The organism is Pseudooceanicola profundus (assembly GCF_054919315.1).
This window is the reverse complement of the sequence record NZ_CM142898.1, coordinates 1,285,038-1,302,196: the sequence shown is the minus strand read 5'-3', so window position 1 is coordinate 1,302,196 and position 17,159 is coordinate 1,285,038. Positions and strand designations below refer to the sequence as shown.

Genomic DNA, 17,159 nt, shown 5'->3' with positions numbered 1-17,159 from the left:
ACCATGAACGACGCCCCCAAACTGCGCCTCGGCGTGAACATCGACCATGTCGCCACTGTCCGCAACGCCCGTGGCGGCGCTTATCCCGATCCGCTACGCGCCGCGAAACTGGCCGAGGACGCCGGCGCCGACGGGATCACCGCCCACCTGCGTGAAGACCGCCGCCACATCTCCGACGCCGATATCGACGGGCTGATGGAGGTCCTCTCGGTGCCGCTCAACTTCGAGATGGCCGCGACCGACGAGATGCAGGCCATTGCCCTGCGCCACAAGCCCCACGCCGTCTGCATCGTCCCCGAGAAGCGCGAGGAGCGCACGACCGAGGGCGGGCTGGAAGTGGCGCGCGAAGAGAACAAGCTGGCCCATTTCATTGCCCCCCTGCGCGACGCGGGCTGCCGGGTCTCGATCTTCATCGCCGCCGACCGGCCCCAGATCGAAGCCGCGCACCGCATCGGTGCCGAGGTGATCGAACTGCACACCGGCGCCTATTGCGACGCCTATGCCGAGGGCCGCTTCGCCGAGCGGGACGCGGAGCTGGAGCGCCTGCGCGAGATGGCCAGCTTCGCCCATTCGCTGGGGCTCGAGGTCCACGCCGGGCACGGGCTCACCTACGAGACCGTGGCCCCCATCGCCGCCTTCCCCGAGGTGCGCGAACTCAACATCGGTCACTTCCTCATCGGCGAGGCGATCTTCCGCGGCCTGCAGCCGGCCATCGCCGAGATGCGCCGCCTGATGGACGAAGCCCGCGCCTGAGGCCTCCGCCTCTCCGCCTGACATCTCGAAGCCGCGGCGCCACGGAAGGCTCCGCGGCTTCCTCTTTCCCCAAGTCTTCATCCCATGCCCGAGGCCGCGAGCGCCTCCTTGAGCCATGCGCGGAACTGCCGCTGAGGCGTCGAGAGTGACCGGTCCGCCGCAGAGACCAGCCAATAGCTCAGCCCCGTCGGGTGATAGCGGGGGATCGGCGCGCTGATCTGGCCGCGCTCCAGCGCATCGTGGCAGAGCGTCTCGAAAGCCAGCAGCACCCCTTCGCCCGCCATCGCGGCGTCGAGCCCCAGCGAGGCCTCGTTGAAGACCGGCCCCTCGCCGAGGATCGCCGCGCTTTCGCCCTCCGGGCGCAGCCAGACATCCCAGTCGAACATGGCGCGGGCATCGCGGATGACCGGTACCTTTCCGAAATCGGCGGGGGTCTTGATGCGGGCGGCCCAGTCGGCGTTGCAGACCGGGATCACCAGCTGGTCCAGCAGGTGATCGGCGGTCAGCCCGGGGTAGGGGCCGCGCCCGATGCGGATCGCGAAGTCCACGTCGCCCGCATTGGGATCGACCAGCGTCACGTCGGAATCGAGCCGCACCTTGATCTCGGGGTGGGCGCGGGTGAATTCCGGCAGGCGCCAGATCAGCCAGCGGGCGGCAAAGATCGGCGCGACCGAGATCGTGAGGATCTGCGCCCGATCGCGTTTGGACAGGTCCACCGCCGCCGCGATCCGCCCGAAGCCGTCCGAGAGCAGGCGCATCACGTCCTCCGCCCCGGGCATCACCTGAAGGCCGCCCGGTGCCCGGTCGAAAAGCTGTCGTCCAAGCGCCGCCTCGGTGCGGGCGACCTGCTGGCTCACTGCCCCGGTCGAGACACCCAGCTCCTGCGCGGCGGCCCGCAGGCTGCCCAGACGGGCCACCGCCTCGACCGCGCGCAATCCGTTCAGGGGGGCGTTCCGCAATCTTTCCATTTTAGAAAAGCTAAACAGGATTTCAGCTCTTGGCCAGTTTTAAGGCGAAAGCGGATGCCCCATATTGCCAATATCTGAAACCAGAACAGAAGGAGAAGACCATGACAAACTGGTTCAAGACGTTCTTTGCCGCCCCGGCCCGCCCGGACGGGCATCGCGGAGATCCCTTTGCGGACCCGCAGATCGCCCGGATGAGCCACCGGGACCTGGCAGATCTGCCGCTGACCCCGCCGCCGGCCCCGGGCCGTGCCGCGGAGACGGCGGCACGCTGCGCGCAACCGCGCGTGCAGCGGGCCTGAAGAGGGCCCCACACGGGCCCCACACGGACCACATACGGGCCTCGCATGGGCCTGGCCCACGCCTCCCCCCTGACAATCGCGCCCCGGCGCGGTAAGCGGGGCGGGACCAGCGAAAGGGCCCCAACATGATCCTCGGCATCGGCAGCGACCTAGCGAACATCGACCGGATCGGCGGCACGCTGGCCCGCTTCGGCGATCGGTTCCGCACGCGTGTCTTCACCGAGGAGGAGCGCCGCCGCTCCGACCGCCTCGCCGATCCGGTGGCCAGCTATGCCAAGCGGTGGGCGGCCAAGGAGGCCTGCTCGAAGGCGCTCGGCACCGGGCTTGCCATGGGCATCTCCTGGCGCGACATGAGCGTGACCAACCTGACAAGCGGACAGCCCGTGATGCATCTGACCGGCTGGGCTGCCGAGCGGCTGGCCGCCCTGACCCCCGCGGGCCATATCTCCCATGTTCACGTGACTTTGACCGATGATGCCCCCTGGGCGCAGGCTTTCGTGGTGATCGAGGCCCGCCCGGCGGCCTGACGACGCCTTGACACCATTGTGCCCGCCCCGCATGAAGCCCCCGACGGCTTAGCAAAGAGGCAGGAACATGGCTTCCAAGGACGGCTCGGGCAACGCGATCTGGGAAACGATCAAGACGATCTTCTGGGCTCTGATCATCGCGGGGCTCTTCCGCACGATCCTGTTCCAGCCCTTCTGGATCCCTTCGGGCTCCATGAAGGACACGTTGCTGATCGGTGACTTCCTCTTCGTGAACAAGATGGCCTACGGCTATTCCTACGCCTCCTGCCCGACGATCCGCATCGCGTCGCTGGGGGTCGAAGTGGACGCCAAGGACATCTGCGGCTTCCTTGACGGCGACAACACCCGCCTGCTGGGCAGCGAGCCCGAGCGCGGCGACGTGGTGGTCTTCCGCCACCCGGTGACCGGGCAGGACTACATCAAGCGGCTGATCGGCCTGCCGGGCGACAAGATCCAGGTCCGCGACAGCGTGCTCTACATCAACGACGAGGCCGTCGGTCTCGAAGATGCGGGCAACTTCTCCGAGGTCTACGAGCGTCAGGGGCCGGAAGGCCGCTACCCGCGCTGCGAGAACGGCCCGGTGGGCGAGGGGGCGGAATGCCTCAAGTCGCGCCAGACCGAGACGCTGCCCGGTGGCTCCTCCCATGACATCCTGAACATCGGCTACCAGCCGCGCGCGGATGACACGGATGTCTTCACCGTGCCCGAGGGCCACTATTTCATGATGGGCGACAACCGCGACAACTCGACGGACTCGCGCTTCTCGCAGATGGCCGGCGGCGTCGGCATGGTGCCCTTCGAGAATATCATCGGTCGCGCCGACCGGATCATGTTCTCCTCGGCCGGGCGTTCGATGCTCTTCTTCTGGACCTGGCGCGGCGACCGGTTCTTCAAGGCGATCGAGTGAAACTGTCGGCGGAACTGAAGGCCTTCCAGGGCCGGATCGGGCATACGTTCTCCCAGCCCGAGCTCCTGGCGCGCGCGGTGACGCACTCCTCGATGGCCTCGGTCCATCGGGATGACAACCAGCGGCTGGAGTTCCTCGGCGACCGGGTGCTGGGCCTCGTCATGGCGCAGGCCCTGCTGGAGGGCGATCGTGCCGCCTCCGAGGGGCAGCTCGCGCCGCGGTTCAACGCGCTCGTGCGCAAGGAGACCTGCGCCGACGTCGCGCGCGAGGTCGACCTTGGCGCGGTGCTGCGGCTGGGACGGTCCGAGATGATGTCCGGCGGGCGGCGCAAGCTGGCCCTGCTGGGCGACGGGATGGAAGCGGTGATCGCAGCGGTCTACCTCGACGGTGGTCTCGATGCCGCGCAGGCGATGATCCTGCGGCTCTGGGGCGACCGGATCGGCAAGGTCGAGGCCGACGCCCGTGACCCCAAGACCGCGCTTCAGGAATGGGCGCAGGCCCGCGGGCTGCAACCGCCGACCTATGTCGAGACCGGCCGGCGCGGCCCCGACCATGCGCCCGTCTTCACCATCGAGGCGCGGCTGGAGAACGGCGAGAGCGAAGCCTCCACCGCCGCCTCCAAGCGCAAGGCGGAACAGGCGGCGGCCAAGGCCCTGCTGGACCGGCTCGAGGGCGGGGCTTGAGCGACAACGCCCGCGGCGCGCTCTTCATGGTCCTCGCCATGATGGCCTTCGCCGGCGAGGACGCCTTCTACAAACATGTGACCGCCAGCCTGCCGCCGGGCTTTGCGCTGCTGCTCTTCGGGCTGGCGGGGCTGGCGATCTTCTCGGGCCTCGCGCTGCGGGCCGGGCAGGCGCCGCTGCACCCGGCGTCCTTCTCGCGGCCGCTGCTGATCCGCTCCGGCTTCGAGACCGCAGGCCGGCTCTTCTTCGCGCTCAGCCTTGCCTACACGCCGCTCTCCACCACCTCGGCCATCCTGCAGGCGACGCCCCTGGTGGTCACGGCAGGGGCGGCGGTTCTGCTGGGCGAACAGGTCGGCCCCCGGCGCTGGATCGCCATGTCGGTGGGCTTCCTCGGCGTGCTGCTGATCCTGCGCCCCACGCCCGAGGCCTTCCGCGCCGACGTGATCCTCGCGGTGATCGCCATGGTGGGCTTCGCGGGCCGCGACCTTGCCACGCGCACCAGCCCCCCGGCGGTGTCCCGCTGGCAGTTGGGCGTGCTGGGCTTCGGGGTGGTCGCCCTCTCCGGTGCGGTACTGATGCTGATCGACCCGGCCCCGCCGCGGATGCCCGATGGCGAGACGCTGCTCTCGCTGGCGCTGACCGCCGCCTTCGGGGTGACCGCCTACACGCTGCTGACGCAGGCGATGCGCACCGGCGAGATCTCGGTCGTGGCGCCGTTCCGCTACTCGCGGCTACTGGTTGCCCTCGTCATCGCCATCGTCTTCTTCGGGGAACGGCCCGATCTCTGGACCCTCGCCGGGGCCGTTCTGATCGTCGGCAGCGGGATTTACACCCTCCTGCGGGGCGCCCGCGTGCAGAGGACCGCAGACAGGGCTGGCCGTGCAGGTTAAACTGCCCTATGAGGCCCGCCAGCCAACAAAGGACATCCCATGACCACTCGCGCAGGTTTCGTCGCCCTGATCGGAGAGCCGAACGCCGGTAAATCCACCCTGCTGAACCGCATGGTGGGGGCCAAGGTTTCGATCGTGACGCACAAGGTGCAGACCACCCGCGCCCGCATCCGCGGCGTGGCCCTCGAGGGCGAGGCGCAGATCGTCTTCGTCGACACGCCCGGCCTCTTCAAGCCGCGCCGCAGGCTGGACCGCGCCATGGTCGCCGCCGCCTGGGGCGGGGCCGCCGATGCCGACGTGGTCGTGCTGATGGTCGAGGCGCACCGCGGCGTGACCGAGGGCGTCGAGAAGATCCTCGAAGGGCTTGCCGAGATCGGCAAGGGCCGCACCGTTGCCCTTGCGATCAACAAGATCGACCGGGTCGAGGCGCCCGTGCTGCTGGCCCTGACCGAGAAGCTGAACGCCGCCTATGACTTTGCCCAGACCTTCATGATCTCGGCCGAGAAGGGCTATGGCGTCGACGACCTGCGCAAGTGGCTGGCGGGTGAAGTGCCCGAGGGCCCGTGGCTCTACCCCGAGGACCAGATCGCCGACCTGCCGATGCGCATGATCGCCGCCGAGATGACCCGCGAGAAGCTGACCCTGCGCCTGCACCAGGAGCTGCCCTACCAGCTGACGGTCGAGACCGAGAACTGGGAAGAGCGCCCCGATGGCACCGCCCGGATCGACCAGATCGTCTATGTCAGCCGCGACGGCCACAAGGGCATCGTGCTGGGCAACAAGGGCGAGACGATCAAGGCCGTCTCCAAGGCCGCGCGCGAAGAGCTGGAGGAATTCCTCGGCCGCCGGGTCCACCTCTTCCTGCAGGTGAAGGTGCGCACCAACTGGCTCGACGAGGCCGAACGCTATTCCGAGATGGGCCTCGACTTCAAGGACGGGAACTGAGCCCATGTCCCCCCGCCTGACGGCGCAATTCTGGGTGCAGGCCTACCTCGCCCGGCTGCGGCTGGCCGACATTCCGGCCTTCGTCGTGGCCCATGGCGACGACACGGCGGGCGCGGTGCTGGTGAAGCTGGCGACGCTGGACGGGCAGGCACGGGCCTTCACCCGCGGCTTCGACCTGATGTCGGGCGCGCGCCGCTGGGAGGTGCTGGCCGAGGGCGCCGAGGCCGAGGTGGATGCCGCCGTCACCCGCCAGCGGGGCTATGATCCCGATCTCTGGGTGATCGAGGTGGAGGACCGCCACGGCCGCCACCTGCTGGACGAACCGGGCCTGTCGGAGTGAGGGGCCGCGCCCCGGAGCGTGGCCTTGAAAGAAAGGCGTAGGGCGGCGAGAAACATCGCCCCGCGCCCGTTGACTCCCCGCAAATCCCGCGTATAAGCGCGGCTTCATTGGTGTTGGTGGGCCCCGCAAGGGGATTCCTGTCATGGGTTCACGCCCAAGAGGACAACGCCCTTCATGGCCGCCCCCGGGCGGCGCTCTGACGAAGGAGATCAGCCGTGACCAAACGCACGTCTGCCAAGTACAAAATCGACCGCCGCATGGGCGAAAACATCTGGGGCCGCGCCAAGTCCCCGGTCAACCGCCGCGAATACGGCCCCGGCCAGCACGGTCAGCGCCGCAAAGGCAAGATGTCGGACTTCGGTCTGCAGCTGCGCGCCAAGCAGAAGCTGAAAGGCTACTACGGCGACCTGACCGAGAAGCAGTTCCGCCGCATCTTCGCCGAAGCAGAGCGTGTGAAGGGCGACACCGGTGAGAACCTGATCGGCCTGCTCGAGCGCCGTCTGGACGCCGTCGTCTACCGCGCCAAGTTCGTGGCGACCATCTTTGCTGCACGTCAGTTCGTGAACCACGGCCACGTGACCGTGAACGGCCAGCGCGTGAACATCCCCTCCTACCGCGTGAAAGAGGGTGACGTCATCGAGGTCCGCGACAAGTCCAAGCAGATCGCCGTCGTCATGGAAGCCACCCAGCTGCCCGAGCGTGACGTCCCCGACTACATCGAGGCCGACCACTCGAAGATGACCGCGACCTTCGTGCGCACCCCGGCCCTGGGCGACGTTCCCTACGCCGTGCAGATGGAACCGCACCTCGTCATCGAATTCTACGCGCAGAACTGATCCTGCGCCGATCCGATCCGGAAAGGGCCGCACCTCTGGTGTGGCCCTTTTTGCTTTTGTGGGTTCGGCTGGTCAGGGCGGGGGTCTGGTGAGGGGTATTGCCGGGCGGCGCGGGCGCAGTTTTCCGGGACCTCGGTCGTGTCGCGCCCCGTGTCGCGCACCGTGCCTCAGCCCGCCGCAGCGATGATCCCGGCGGCCTGCCGCAGGTCGGCCTCGAAGGCCGCCTCGGCCTGCGGACGCTCCGACGGGGGCAGGCGCAGCAGGTAGGAGGGGTGCACCGTGATCAGCACCGGTGTGCCGTCCTCCGCCGCCTCCAGCCGACCGCGCCGTTTCATCAGGTCGCGCCGGTCGCCGGTCAGGCTTTCCAAGGCCGTGGCCCCCATGGCGAGGATCAGCCGGGGCTTGACCATCTCGCGCTCCAGGTCGAGCCACCAGCGGCAGTGCCGGATCTCGCCGCCATTGGGGGCCTGATGCAGTCGCCGCTTGCCGCGCGGGGTGAACTTGAAGTGTTTCACCGCATTGGTCACGAAGGCCCGGTCGCGCCGGAGGCCCGCCCGCGCCGCCACCACGTCGAAGAGCTGCCCCGCCGGCCCCACGAAAGGCCGCCCGGCGAGGTCCTCGTGATCGCCGGGCTGTTCACCCACGATCATCAGCGGCGCATCCAGCGGGCCCTCGCCCGGCACCGGCTGGGTGGCGTTCTCCCACAGGGGACAGCGGCGGCAGCCTGCCAGCCCGGCCTTCAGTGCGTCGAGCCCCTGCGGCACCTCGGCCGCCTCGGGGGCGCGCAGCCGGGCCCCGATCCTGGCCGCGCGCGCCGGGGCCAGTGTCGGCGCGGCCTCGGCCATGGCGCGGGCGCGGCTCTGCGCGGTGGCGATCAGCTCGGGGATCATCTCCGCCTCGGGCATGTTGCGCCAGTACTTGCGCGGCATCTCGGCCTGCATCGCCTTCACCTTCAGCCGCGCGGGGTTGAAGATGTTGCGGAAGTAGGTCCGCCAGAGCTCCTCCGCGGCGTCCTGCGGCAGGTCGGGCCGGGCCACGGCAGGCTCGAGCCGGGTCTGTCCCTCCACGAAATGCGCCGTCAGGTCGGGGGTGAAGATCGACCAGTCCATGTCGCCGAAGCGTTTCTCGAAGAAGGGTGCGGTGGGTTCAAGGATCAGGTGCGTCGGCTCGAACCACGCGGCAAAGCGGCGGCGCGGGCCGTCATGGCCGAGGTCGCGGAAGCGTACGAAGGCGGTCATCTTGTGCTTGTCGCGGCCCACCTCCTTGGCCATGCGGTTCAGCCGGTCGACGCGCGGATCGCCCCGGTCCTCCAGCAGGCCACGGCTGTCGCGCAGCGCCCACAGCAAGGCGTAGAGCCGGGCGAACCGTTCGGGGTCGCGGTGCCAGACCACCATCCGGGCCAGCTGGACGAAACCCTTGGGTACGGTGACGGCTTTGGCGGGCGGGGCCGGTGTACCGCCGAAGAGGTCGCCGGGCAGGCCCTGCGCCGGATCGTCCCCGCCTGCGAAGAGGTCAGCCTCTGCCGCGCCGCGATGCCACAGCACCTGCTCCGGCGGCACGCCTTCGGCCAACAGGTCGCGCGCGGCGGCGCGCCAAGCTTCGAAGGTGCCGATCTCGGGCAGGGCGACGCGGCGCATCAGATCAGCTGCAACTGCTCGGGCGGCGGGGCGAAACGGGCGCGCAGATCGGCGGAATCGGTCAGCGCGCGCGGATGCCAGTCCAGCGCCGTGAGGAAGGGCCGGGCCTGCTTCATGTTGGCCCCGATCCGCACGAGGTCCTCGTAGCGCAGCGTCCGGTGCCGCCGCGTGGCGAGGATGCGGTTCACCGAACGTACCCCGACGCCGGGAATGCGCAGCAGCATCTCGCGCTCGGCCCGGTTCACGTCCAGCGGGAAGAGATGCCGGTTCGCCAGCGCCCAGGCCAGCTTGGGGTCGACCTCCAGGTCGAGGTTGCCCGTGGGCGCAGCAGCGGCGATCTCCTCCACGTCGAAGCCGTAGAAGCGCAGCAGCCAGTCCGCCTGATAGAGCCGGTGCTCGCGCATGAGCGGAGGTTTCACCAGCGGCAGCGCGGCAGAGCTGTCGGGGATCGGGGAGAAGGCGGAGTAATAGACCCGCTTCAGCCGGTAGGAGGAATAGAGCCGGGTCGAGCTGCGCAGGATCGTCGTGTCCTGCGCCCCGTCCGCACCGACGATCATCTGCGTCGACTGGCCCGCGGGGGCAAAGCGGGGCGGGCGCTTGCCGGTGAAGCTCTTTTCCTTGCGGGCCTCCTTGAGCAGGCGCACGTCGGCCATGGCGCGGCGAATGCGTTCGGGTGATTTCTCGGGCGCGTAATCGGCCACGGCCTTGTCGGTCGGCAGCTCCACGTTGATCGACAGCCGGTCGGCGTAGAGGCCCGCCGCCTCGATCAGCTCGGGCGCCGCATCGGGGATCGTCTTGAGGTGGATGTAGCCGCGAAACCCGTGCTCCTGCCGCAGCATCCGGGCGATACGCACCATGTCGGCCATCGTGTCGTCGGGGCTGCGGATGATGCCGGAGGAGAGGAAGAGCCCCTCGATGTAGTTGCGGCGATAGAACTCCAGCGTCAGTTCCACCACCTCCTCGGGCGAGAAGCGGGCGCGTTCCACGTTGGAGGAGACACGGTTCACGCAATAGGCGCAGTCGTAGATGCAGAAGTTCGTCATCAGGATCTTGAGCAGCGAGATACAGCGCCCGTCCGGCGCATAGGCATGACAGATGCCCGACCCGGTGACCGAGCCGATGCCCTTGCCATCGCGCGAATCCCGCCTCTGCCCCCCGCTGGAGGCGCAGGAGGCATCGTACTTCGCCGCATCGGAGAGAATCGCGAGTTTCTGATCGAGAGATTTCTTACCCATGTGTTCATGGTATGTTCTGCATGGCGCCCGATCAATGGCTTGCATCCCTACTCGCGCGCTCTGCACCGTCGCAGGCGATCACATCTGCGCGGGCGGTCGGGGCGGCGTCCGCCGCCGACCGCTTTCGTCAGGAGATCGCGGACGATTGCGCGCGGGGCCATTGCATGGACGGCGCGATTGCGCACTCTAGGTTCAGACCGGACCGCCAGCAGGAGAGAGCCCGTGACCCATCCCGTCCATGCCCGTATCGACGGCCCCGTGATCCTGATCGGCTTCGGCTCGATCGGCCGGGGCACGCTGCCGCTGATCGAGCGTCACTTCGACTTCGACCGCGAGAAGCTGGTGGTGATCGAACCCAACGGCGCCGTGGCGGCAGAGCTGAGAGAGCGTGGCATCCGGCATCTGGAGGTGGCGCTGACGCCCGAGAACTACCGCGAGGTGCTGGGCGGGCTCTTCGAGACGGGCAAGGGCTTCGTGGTGAACCTCTCGGTCGATACCTCCTCGCTCGATATCCTGCGGTTCTGCCGCGAGAAGGGCGTGCTCTACATCGACACGGTGGTGGAGCCCTGGGCGGGTTACTACTTCGAGACCGAGGACAATGCCGCGCGCACCAACTATGCCCTGCGCCAGAAGGTGCGGGACGAGAAGGCGGCCAACCCCGGCGGCACCACGGCGGTCAGTTGCTGCGGGGCGAACCCGGGCATGGTCTCGTGGTTCGTGAAGGAGGCGCTGCTGAAGCTGGCCGAGGACACGGGCCGCGACGCGACCCCGCCGACGGACCGCCCGGGCTGGGGGCGACTGATGCGCGACCTCGGCGTGAAGGGCGTCCATATCGCGGAGCGCGACACGCAGGTCCGCCTGACCCCGCGCGAGCCGGGGCAGTTCGTGAACACATGGTCGGTGGAGGGCTTCATCGCCGAGGGCTTCCAGCCCGCGGAACTGGGCTGGGGCACCGCCGAGACGTGGAAGCCCGACAATGCGCATGGCTACGACTACGGCTGCCTTGCGGGCATCTGGCTGGAGCAGCCGGGCGCCAACACCCGCATCCGCACATGGTGCCCGACCCCGGGGCCGCAGTTCGGCTTCCTCGTGACCCATAACGAGGCGATCTCCATCGCGGATTACTACACCGTCGGCATGGTCGAAGCGCCGGAGTTCCGGCCCACCTGCCACTATGCCTACCACCCCTGCGACGATGCCGTGCTGTCGCTGCACGAGATGTTCGGCTCGGAGCAGATCCAGACCGATCACCACATCCTTGGCGTCGACGAGATCGAGCCCGGCGGGATCGACGAATTGGGCGTGCTGCTCTACGGCCACGAGAAGAACGCGCTCTGGTACGGCTCGCGACTGTCTAACGAAGAGACCAAGACCCTTGCCCCGGACCAGAACGCGACCGGCTTGCAGGTCTCCTCTGCCGTGCTGGCAGGGATGGTCTGGGCGCTGGAGAACCCCGAGGCCGGCATCGTCGAGACCGATGAGATGGACCACGCCCGCTGTCTGGAGATCCAGAAGCCCTACCTCGGCCCGGTCGAGGGGCATTACACCGACTGGACGCCGCTCACCAATCGCCAGACCCAGTTCCCGGAGGAATTGGACGAGGAGAACCCCTGGGCCTTCCGCAACGTGCTGGCGGGCTGAGGCCCCTGCGTAGAAAGATTGGGGCGCAGATGGATCAGGGCGCGGCCAGCAACTCGTTCGGATAGGCGCCCTCGCCGATGCGGAAGACGGTCTGGCCGATGCTGACGAAGCCGCAGGCGGCGTAGAAGGCCAGCGCCCCGGTGTTCTCGGAGTTCACCGCCAGCCACGGGCGCGGCAGCCCGCGTGCCTGCGCCGCCTCCAGCCCCGCGGCCAGCAGGGCCCGGCCCAGCCCGACGCCGTGGAAGCGGGGGCGGACATAGAGTGTGACGATCTCGGCCTGCGAGACGCCGGGTGCCATGACCGGGGCAGGGCGGGCCTCCTCCAGCCTCAGGTAACCTACCGGCCCGGCGGTGTCGCGGGCGACGAGGAACACCCCCTCCGGCGCGGCGATCCAGCCCGCCACCGCCTCTGCGGTGAAGTGGCGCAGCGCGTAGTCGGCAAAGACCGGGGCCACGCCCTCGCGGATGTAGGTGCCGAGCCAGACCTCGATCGACAGCGCCGCCAGCGCCGGGGCCTCCTCGGCCCGTGCGGGCCCGATCTGCGGGCTGATCCCCGGGCCGATCTCTTTGCCGATCTGGCCGCTTGTGCTGGTGTCCGGCATGTCCCGCCCTTCTCGACCCGTTGAGCGGCGACCCTAGACCGGGCAGCACGGACGAAAAAGCACCCCCTGCGACCCTGTTGCAACCCTGCCGCAATGACAGGGCAGACATGATCGGCCTATGCTGGTCAGACCGGTCGGCCCTCGCTATGCAGGGCCGATATTTCAGGTGAGACACATGACCCATTCGATCAGACCTCAGCCCGGCATCATGGACATCGCGCTCTACCAGAGCGGCGCGTCCAAGGTCGCAGGCCAGACCGACGTGGTGAAACTCTCGTCGAACGAGAATCCCTTCGGCCCGGGGGAAGCGGCCGTCGAGGCCGTGCGGCGCTCCGTCTACGACCTGCACCGCTATCCTTCCACGGATCATGCCTCGCTCCGCCGGGCCATCGCGGACACCCACGGGCTCGACCCCGAGCGGATCATCTGCGGCGTCGGCTCGGACGAGATCATCGCCTTCCTGTGTCAGGCCTATGCCGGGCCGGGCGAAGAGGTGCTCTTCACCGAACATGGTTTCTCCATGTACCGGATCTCGGCCCTCGCCGCGGGCGCGACGCCCGTCGAGGTGAAGGAGCGCGAGCGTGTCACGGACGTGGACGCGCTTCTGGCGGCCTGCAACGAGCGCACGCGGCTGGTCTTCATCGCGAACCCGAACAACCCCACCGGCACGATGATCGGCGGCAACGAGGTCGCGCGGCTCGCCGCCGGTCTGCCGGAGCAGGCGCTGCTGGTCCTCGATGGCGCCTATGCCGAATATGTCGAAGGCTTCGACGGCGGCGCCGCGCTGGTGGACAGCCGGTCGAACGTGGTCATGACGCGCACCTTCTCCAAGATCTACGGCCTCGGCGGGCTGCGGATCGGCTGGGGCTATGGCCCGCAGGAGGTGATCGACGTGCTCAACCGCATCCGGGGGCCGTTCAACCTCTCCTCCACGCAGCTGGCCGCGGCCGAGGCCGCCGTGCGCGACCGTGCCCACGTGGACCGCTCGCGCTCGGAAAACGCCCGCCTGCGGACATGGCTGGCCGAGGCGCTGGCCGAGCACGGCGTGCCCTCCGACACGTCGACGGCCAACTTCATCCTCGCGCGCTTCGCCGACGAGGAAGAGGCCATGGCCTGTGACACTTACCTGAAATCCCAAGGCCTGCTCGTGCGCGGCGTGGCGGGCTACAAGCTGCCGCATTGCCTGCGCATCACGGTGGGCGACGAATCCAGCTGCCGCCGCGTGGCCCATGCCATCGGCCAGTTCAAGGGCGGCGCACGATGACCACCGACGTGACGACCCCGGCCGCCGCGGCCCCCGTCTATCCCAAGCTTGCGCTGATCGGCCTCGGCCTGATCGCCTCGTCGATCGCATGGGCCACGCAGCGCGGCCAGGTGGCGGGCGAGATCATCGGCTATGACCGCGACCCGGGGGTGCGCGAGACCGCCCGCCGGATCGGCCTCTGCCACACCGTCGCCGGCACCGCCGCCGAGGCCGTGGCCGACGCGGACCTCGTGATCTTCTGCGTGCCCGTGGGCGCCATGGGCGCCGTGGCCGAGGAGATCGGCGGCGCGCTGAAGCCCGGCGCCACTGTCTCCGACGTGGGCTCGGTCAAGAAATCCGTCATCGACGCCGTGGGGCCGCATATCCCCGAGGGCGTGCATTTCGTCCCGGCGCACCCGCTGGCAGGGACCGAGCATTCCGGCCCCGAGGCGGGCTTTGCCGAGCTTTTCGACAACCGCTGGTGCCTGATCGTGCCCTCCGAGGGCTCCGACGCGGAGGCGATCACGACGCTGCGCCGGTTCTGGGAGGGGCTGGGCGCCAACGTCGACGAGATGGACGCCGAGCATCATGACCTTGTCCTTGCCGTCACCAGCCACACGCCGCACCTCATCGCCTACACGATGGTGGGCGTGGCCGACGACCTGCGCCGGGTGACCGACAGCGAGGTGATCAAGTATTCCGCCGCCGGTTTCCGGGACTTCACCCGGATCGCCGCCTCGGACCCGACCATGTGGCGCGACGTCTTCCTCTCGAACAAGGAGGCGACGCTGTCGATCCTCCAGCGCTTCACCGAGGAGCTCTTCCGCCTGCAGCGGGCGATCCGGCGCGACGATGGTGACCTGCTCTTCGATTACTTCACCCGCACGCGGGCGATACGGCGCGGCATCATCGAGGCCGGTCAGGACACCGCCGCCCCGGACTTCGGCCGGGGCGGGCCGCGTCAGCCCAAGGCGCCCGACGCATGACGGCCCGGGCGCGGGTCGCGGCGGCTCTGGCGCTGGCGGGATGTCTCGCCGCACCGCTGAGCCTGCTGGCGAAGGCGCCCGATCAATCGCTGCGCCCCGTGGCCCGGGGCCAGATCGTGCAAGGGCAGGTCCTGCCCGCAGAGGCCTTCATCTCGCCCGCGGACCTCGGGGTTGCGGAAAATGCCGTGCCGCCCGGGACCAGCCAACCTGCCACGCGCCCGCCCGCCCGGGAGGCTTCCCCAAGCACCTTCGGCGTCCGTCCCGAGGCCGAGCCGCTCGACCCCAACCGCTTCGCCGCGATGCGCCCCCACGCGCGTCCGCCGCAGGTCACCGAGACCGCCCGCCGGGCCGAGGCGCTGCAGCGGCAGGGCGCGGTCTGTGGCGATCCGGCGCTGCAGGGCATCCACGTGGGGCAGGTTTCGGGCAATTCCGGCTGCGGCATCGACGATGCCGTGCGGCTGCGCGCGGTCTCGGGCGTGGCGCTCTCGACCCATGCGCTGATCGATTGCACGACGGCCAGAACGCTGAAGACATGGGTCGACGGCGCGCTGAAGAAAGAGGTCGGACGGCGTGGCGGCGGTGTGTCCGAACTGAAGGTCGCGGCCCATTACGCCTGCCGGCCGCGCAACAACCAGCGCGGGGCCAAGATCTCGGAGCACGGCAAGGGGCGGGCGATCGACATCTCGGCCATAAAGCTGCGCGACGGGACCGAGATCACGGTGCTGGACGGCTGGAGGACCCGCAAGGACGGCAAGCTGCTGCGCCGCCTGCACAAGGCCGCTTGCGGGCCCTTCGGCACGGTGCTGGGGCCGGAGTCCGACCGCTTCCACCGCAACCATTTCCATTTCGATACGGCCCGCTACCGCTCCGGCTCCTACTGCCGCTGAGGCAAGGGGCTGACAGCCTGTCGCCTCTGCAGGGCCGTGTCCGAGCGTCTCTGTGCAGGTGACCCGACCGGCCCCGGGGGCCGCCGCGTGTACGGGGCCGGGCTCGACGTCGGGGCCTCAGTCGGAGCTCAGTGGCCGGAGGACAGCTGTCCTCAGCTCGGTCCGGGGGTGTCGGCGCTCCGCGAGGCCCGTCTCATTCCCACCACGGGTCGATCCGCGCGATCTCCGCATCCGACCAGCCGAAGTGATGGGCGAACTCGTGGATCGTGACGTGGGCGATCAGGTCCTCCAGCGTCACGTCGCCCCGATCCCGCCATTCCGCGAGGATCGGCTCCCGGAACAGCCAGACCGCATCGGGCTGTGTCGGCAGGTCCCAGATGGATTTCTCCGTCATCGGGATGCCCTCGTAGAGCCCGGTCAGTTCCAGCGGGTCGTCGATCTCCAGTTCGGCGAGGATCTCCGCATCCGGGTAGTCGGCGACGAGGATCACCACCTCCCGCGCGCCGGCGCGGAAGGCCTCGGGCAGATCGGCCACGGTGCGGTTGGCGATCTCTTCGAAATAGGCAAGGGAGATGTTCTGGGCCATGCCTTCGATATGGCGCAGCAGGGGGGCTCTGGAAAGGGGGCAGCGCATGGGTGACCAAGGGGAAAGCCTCTGCATCCCCGCACAGCGGGTTTGCGCCGGTGCCTGTCGCCGGAGGGCCGGGGGCGCCCTACCTTCTGTTGCAACAGCCGAAAGGAGCATCCCATGGCACAGCCGAAAATCGTCGTTCCCTTCTATTCCACCTACGGCACCAACCACGCCGTCGCCCTCGAGGCCGCGAAAGCCGCCGAGGCCGCCGGCGCCGAGGTGCGCCTGCGCCGCTTCGCCGAGACCGCGCCCATGTCGGTCGTCGAGGGGCAGGAGGCCTGGAAGGCGCAATACGACAAGATGCAGGACATCCCCGAGGTCACGCTCGACGACATGGTCTGGGGCGATGGTTACTACTTCATCTTCCCGACCCGCTACGGCTCCGCGCCCAGCCAGGTCCGCGCGTTCATCGACACGATGGGCGGCATCTGGAACGAGGGCAAGCTGGTGAACAAGGCGGTCACCGCCTCTACTAGCGCGGGCAACGTCCACGGTGGGCAGGAGACCACGCTGCTGAGTTTCTACATTTCCGTGATGCACTGGGGCTCGGTCATCGTGGCACCCGGCTACACCGACGGGGCGATTTTCGAGGCCGGGGGCAACCCCTACGGTTATTCCGCCAAGGCCGGTGAGTTCGACGATGCCGGCAAGGCCGCCGTCGCCCACCAGGCCAAGCGCCTGACCGAGATCGCGGCGAAGCTCTCCGCCTGATCGGAGCCGCCTGATCGAAAAAAAACCTCCGGGGCCGGTGGACACCGGGCCCGGAGGTGGTCTTCTCTAGGTCTCTAGGTCTCTAGGTCTCTAGGTCTCTAGGTCTCTAGGTCTCTAGGTCTCTAGGTCTCTAGGTCTCTAGGTCTCTAGGTCTCTAGGTCTCTAGGTCTCTAGGTCTCTAGGTCTCTAGGTCTCTAGGTCTCTAGGTCTCTAGGTCTCTAGGTCTCTAGGTCTCTAGGTCTCTAGGTCTCTAGGTCTCCGAACTGAGGCAGCACGCGCATTCCTCTGCATCGCTCCGAAACATTCCGCACCGCCGCCTGCGACCCTCGGGGTCCAACGGACGCCCCGTCGCTCTCTTCACGAGACCGGCCCCAAAGCGGCCCTCGCTTCCGACGCACCCCGCTTTGGGCCGATCATTGAACCGTCGCGCTGCCGCCGC

19 protein-coding genes are annotated in these 17,159 nt (G+C 68.7%); 14 read left to right on the top strand and 5 right to left on the bottom strand.

Going from position 1 to position 17,159, the window contains the following annotated elements; genetic code table 11:
- The first annotated feature begins 3 nt into the window (after positions 1–3).
- Complete coding sequence (locus tag ACX9MO_RS05965; protein WP_462213879.1) at positions 4–753, top strand: pyridoxine 5'-phosphate synthase; 750 nt, start codon at positions 4–6, stop codon at positions 751–753.
- Between the two features lie 77 nt (positions 754–830).
- On the opposite strand, the gene ACX9MO_RS05960 is transcribed toward ACX9MO_RS05965, so the two are convergent.
- Entirely contained in the window at positions 831–1,721 is an 891-nt protein-coding gene (locus ACX9MO_RS05960) for a LysR substrate-binding domain-containing protein (RefSeq protein WP_462213878.1), read from the bottom strand.
- A 101-nt stretch (positions 1,722–1,822) separates the two neighbouring features.
- Between ACX9MO_RS05960 and ACX9MO_RS05955 the strand changes: the two genes are divergently transcribed.
- From ACX9MO_RS05955 to rpsD, 8 genes are all read left to right on the top strand, one after another.
- A complete protein-coding gene (locus ACX9MO_RS05955; protein ID WP_462213877.1) occupies positions 1,823–2,020 on the top strand; it encodes a hypothetical protein in 198 nt (65 codons plus the stop codon).
- A 125-nt stretch (positions 2,021–2,145) separates the two neighbouring features.
- Positions 2,146–2,547 (top strand): holo-ACP synthase, encoded by a 402-nt coding sequence (gene acpS, locus ACX9MO_RS05950; protein ID WP_222491239.1) that lies wholly within the window; start codon positions 2,146–2,148, stop codon positions 2,545–2,547.
- A 67-nt stretch (positions 2,548–2,614) separates the two neighbouring features.
- Positions 2,615–3,454: a signal peptidase I gene (gene lepB / locus ACX9MO_RS05945; protein ID WP_222491241.1), complete on the top strand. Its 840-nt coding sequence runs from the start codon at positions 2,615–2,617 to the stop codon at positions 3,452–3,454.
- Positions 3,451–4,137 (top strand): ribonuclease III, encoded by a 687-nt coding sequence (gene rnc, locus ACX9MO_RS05940; RefSeq protein WP_222491243.1) that lies wholly within the window; start codon positions 3,451–3,453, stop codon positions 4,135–4,137. Before lepB ends, rnc begins: the two co-directional genes overlap by 4 nt.
- Entirely contained in the window at positions 4,134–5,027 is an 894-nt protein-coding gene (locus ACX9MO_RS05935; RefSeq protein ID WP_462213876.1) for a DMT family transporter, read from the top strand. Before rnc ends, ACX9MO_RS05935 begins: the two co-directional genes overlap by 4 nt.
- A gap of 39 nt (positions 5,028–5,066) precedes the next feature.
- Positions 5,067–5,972 carry a GTPase Era gene (era, locus tag ACX9MO_RS05930; RefSeq protein WP_222491245.1) on the top strand — a complete coding sequence of 302 codons (906 nt, stop codon included), beginning with the start codon at positions 5,067–5,069 and terminating at the stop codon, positions 5,970–5,972.
- A gap of 4 nt (positions 5,973–5,976) precedes the next feature.
- The gene (locus tag ACX9MO_RS05925; RefSeq protein ID WP_222491247.1) at positions 5,977–6,312 is read left to right on the top strand and encodes a DUF1491 family protein; all 336 of its coding nucleotides are present in this window, start codon (positions 5,977–5,979) and stop codon (positions 6,310–6,312) included.
- A gap of 215 nt (positions 6,313–6,527) precedes the next feature.
- The gene (gene rpsD / locus ACX9MO_RS05920; RefSeq protein WP_222491249.1) at positions 6,528–7,148 is read left to right on the top strand and encodes a 30S ribosomal protein S4; all 621 of its coding nucleotides are present in this window, start codon (positions 6,528–6,530) and stop codon (positions 7,146–7,148) included.
- Between the two features lie 167 nt (positions 7,149–7,315).
- Here the strand turns inward: rpsD and ACX9MO_RS05915 are convergent, their stop codons facing one another.
- Together ACX9MO_RS05915 and ACX9MO_RS05910 are read right to left on the bottom strand one after the other, a co-directional pair.
- Positions 7,316–8,785, bottom strand: a complete 1,470-nt coding sequence (locus tag ACX9MO_RS05915; protein WP_462213875.1) for a UdgX family uracil-DNA binding protein — start codon at positions 8,783–8,785, stop codon at positions 7,316–7,318.
- Entirely contained in the window at positions 8,785–10,020 is a 1,236-nt protein-coding gene (locus ACX9MO_RS05910; RefSeq protein ID WP_462213874.1) for a putative DNA modification/repair radical SAM protein, read from the bottom strand. The genes ACX9MO_RS05915 and ACX9MO_RS05910 overlap by 1 nt, the downstream gene beginning before the upstream one ends.
- Before the next feature lie 222 nt (positions 10,021–10,242).
- On the opposite strand from ACX9MO_RS05910, the gene ACX9MO_RS05905 reads away from it, so the two are divergent.
- Positions 10,243–11,661, top strand: coding sequence for a homospermidine synthase (locus tag ACX9MO_RS05905; protein WP_462213873.1), 1,419 nt, complete (start codon positions 10,243–10,245; stop codon positions 11,659–11,661).
- Between the two features lie 34 nt (positions 11,662–11,695).
- Here the strand turns inward: ACX9MO_RS05905 and ACX9MO_RS05900 are convergent, their stop codons facing one another.
- The gene (locus tag ACX9MO_RS05900) at positions 11,696–12,262 is read right to left on the bottom strand and encodes an N-acetyltransferase family protein (protein WP_462213872.1); all 567 of its coding nucleotides are present in this window, start codon (positions 12,260–12,262) and stop codon (positions 11,696–11,698) included.
- A 175-nt stretch (positions 12,263–12,437) separates the two neighbouring features.
- Here ACX9MO_RS05900 and hisC point away from each other — a divergent pair, with 175 nt between their 5' ends.
- From hisC to ACX9MO_RS05885, 3 genes are read left to right on the top strand one after another with little or no spacing between them, the layout of a single operon-like run.
- Positions 12,438–13,526: a histidinol-phosphate transaminase gene (hisC, locus tag ACX9MO_RS05895; RefSeq protein WP_222491259.1), complete on the top strand. Its 1,089-nt coding sequence runs from the start codon at positions 12,438–12,440 to the stop codon at positions 13,524–13,526.
- Positions 13,523–14,491, top strand: coding sequence for a prephenate/arogenate dehydrogenase family protein (locus ACX9MO_RS05890; protein ID WP_462213871.1), 969 nt, complete (start codon positions 13,523–13,525; stop codon positions 14,489–14,491). Before hisC ends, ACX9MO_RS05890 begins: the two co-directional genes overlap by 4 nt.
- The gene (locus tag ACX9MO_RS05885; RefSeq protein ID WP_462213870.1) at positions 14,488–15,378 is read left to right on the top strand and encodes an extensin-like domain-containing protein; all 891 of its coding nucleotides are present in this window, start codon (positions 14,488–14,490) and stop codon (positions 15,376–15,378) included. The genes ACX9MO_RS05890 and ACX9MO_RS05885 overlap by 4 nt, the downstream gene beginning before the upstream one ends.
- Positions 15,379–15,571: 193 nt before the next feature.
- Here ACX9MO_RS05885 and ACX9MO_RS05880 read toward each other — a convergent pair whose 3' ends face one another.
- A complete protein-coding gene (locus ACX9MO_RS05880; protein ID WP_462213869.1) occupies positions 15,572–15,964 on the bottom strand; it encodes a metallopeptidase family protein in 393 nt (130 codons plus the stop codon).
- 162 nt (positions 15,965–16,126) lie between these two features.
- On the opposite strand from ACX9MO_RS05880, the gene ACX9MO_RS05875 reads away from it, so the two are divergent.
- Complete coding sequence (locus tag ACX9MO_RS05875) at positions 16,127–16,720, top strand: NAD(P)H-dependent oxidoreductase (RefSeq protein ID WP_462213868.1); 594 nt, start codon at positions 16,127–16,129, stop codon at positions 16,718–16,720.
- Positions 16,721–17,159: the final 439 nt, after the last annotated feature.

Excerpts from the sequence above, each read along its gene's own strand:
- ACX9MO_RS05965 (WP_462213879.1), top strand. The coding sequence starts at position 4 with ATGAACGACGCCCCCAAACTGCGCCTCGGCGTGAACATCGACCATGTC.
- ACX9MO_RS05960 (WP_462213878.1), bottom strand. The coding sequence starts at position 1,721 with ATGGAAAGATTGCGGAACGCCCCCCTGAACGGATTGCGCGCGGTCGAG.
- ACX9MO_RS05955 (WP_462213877.1), top strand. The coding sequence starts at position 1,823 with ATGACAAACTGGTTCAAGACGTTCTTTGCCGCCCCGGCCCGCCCGGAC.
- acpS (WP_222491239.1), top strand. The coding sequence starts at position 2,146 with ATGATCCTCGGCATCGGCAGCGACCTAGCGAACATCGACCGGATCGGC.
- lepB (WP_222491241.1), top strand. The coding sequence starts at position 2,615 with ATGGCTTCCAAGGACGGCTCGGGCAACGCGATCTGGGAAACGATCAAG.
- era (WP_222491245.1), top strand. The coding sequence starts at position 5,067 with ATGACCACTCGCGCAGGTTTCGTCGCCCTGATCGGAGAGCCGAACGCC.
- ACX9MO_RS05925 (WP_222491247.1), top strand. The coding sequence starts at position 5,977 with ATGTCCCCCCGCCTGACGGCGCAATTCTGGGTGCAGGCCTACCTCGCC.
- ACX9MO_RS05915 (WP_462213875.1), bottom strand. The coding sequence starts at position 8,785 with ATGCGCCGCGTCGCCCTGCCCGAGATCGGCACCTTCGAAGCTTGGCGC.
- ACX9MO_RS05910 (WP_462213874.1), bottom strand. The coding sequence starts at position 10,020 with ATGGGTAAGAAATCTCTCGATCAGAAACTCGCGATTCTCTCCGATGCG.
- ACX9MO_RS05900 (WP_462213872.1), bottom strand. The coding sequence starts at position 12,262 with ATGCCGGACACCAGCACAAGCGGCCAGATCGGCAAAGAGATCGGCCCG.
- hisC (WP_222491259.1), top strand. The coding sequence starts at position 12,438 with ATGACCCATTCGATCAGACCTCAGCCCGGCATCATGGACATCGCGCTC.
- ACX9MO_RS05890 (WP_462213871.1), top strand. The coding sequence starts at position 13,523 with ATGACCACCGACGTGACGACCCCGGCCGCCGCGGCCCCCGTCTATCCC.
- ACX9MO_RS05885 (WP_462213870.1), top strand. The coding sequence starts at position 14,488 with ATGACGGCCCGGGCGCGGGTCGCGGCGGCTCTGGCGCTGGCGGGATGT.
- ACX9MO_RS05880 (WP_462213869.1), bottom strand. The coding sequence starts at position 15,964 with ATGGCCCAGAACATCTCCCTTGCCTATTTCGAAGAGATCGCCAACCGC.
- ACX9MO_RS05875 (WP_462213868.1), top strand. The coding sequence starts at position 16,127 with ATGGCACAGCCGAAAATCGTCGTTCCCTTCTATTCCACCTACGGCACC.